The following is an 846-nucleotide window of genomic DNA, read 5'->3' on the forward strand; positions in this document are numbered from 1 at the left end:
ATAGAAACAAAACCAGACTATTGTAAAAAAGAACATGTTGATTTGATGTTAAGTTACGGAGTCACTAGAATAGAGATAGGGGTACAGTCATTGCAAGAACGAGTTTATAAAATAGTCAATAGAGGTCACAACTACAATGACGTAGTAGAATCTTTTCAGATTGCAAAAGATTCAGGATATAAGATCGTAGCACATATGATGCCAGGTTTACCTACAATGACACCAGAAGAAGATATTGCGGATTTTAAAAAATTATTTGAAGATTCACAGTTACGTCCAGACATGCTAAAGATATACCCATCACTAGTGATTGAAAACACACCGCTCTATAAAGAATACAAGCAAGGAAAGTACAAACCGTATTCTGATGAAGATATGATCAAAGTTCTAACAGAGGCAAAAAGAAATGTTCCAAAATGGGTTAGAATTATGAGAGTTCAAAGAGAGATTTCGCCAAACGAGATCATAGCAGGTCCAAAATCAGGAAATTTAAGGCAGATCGTTCATCAGAATCTAGCAAAACAGGGACTTTTATGCAAATGCATACGATGTAGGGAAGCAGGTCTCTCAAACAAAAAATTAGATGTAGGAGATATAAAACTAAACAGAATAGACTACGACTCATCGGGAGGTAAAGAAGTATTCCTTTCTTATGAAGATAAAAATGAATCAATATATGGATTTTTGAGATTAAGAAAGCCAAGTGTTGATGCACATAGAGATGAAATTGATCAGAAAACATGTATTGTAAGAGAGATTCATGTTTATGGAAAATCTCTCAGACTTGGAGAAAAGGAAGATAGTGAAATTCAGCACTCAGGGTTAGGAAAAAATTTGATGAGAGAA

General features: G+C 34.4%; 1 protein-coding gene. It reads left to right on the forward strand.

Annotated features, from left to right (window positions below; all coding sequences use genetic code 11):
* On the forward strand, nucleotides 1–846 hold an 846-nt coding region (locus BD31_RS08530; protein WP_008301249.1), incomplete at both ends, for an elongator complex protein 3.

The sequence above is a fragment of the Candidatus Nitrosopumilus salarius BD31 genome, from assembly GCF_000242875.2.
Lineage (GTDB): Archaea > Thermoproteota > Nitrososphaeria > Nitrososphaerales > Nitrosopumilaceae > Nitrosopumilus > Nitrosopumilus salarius.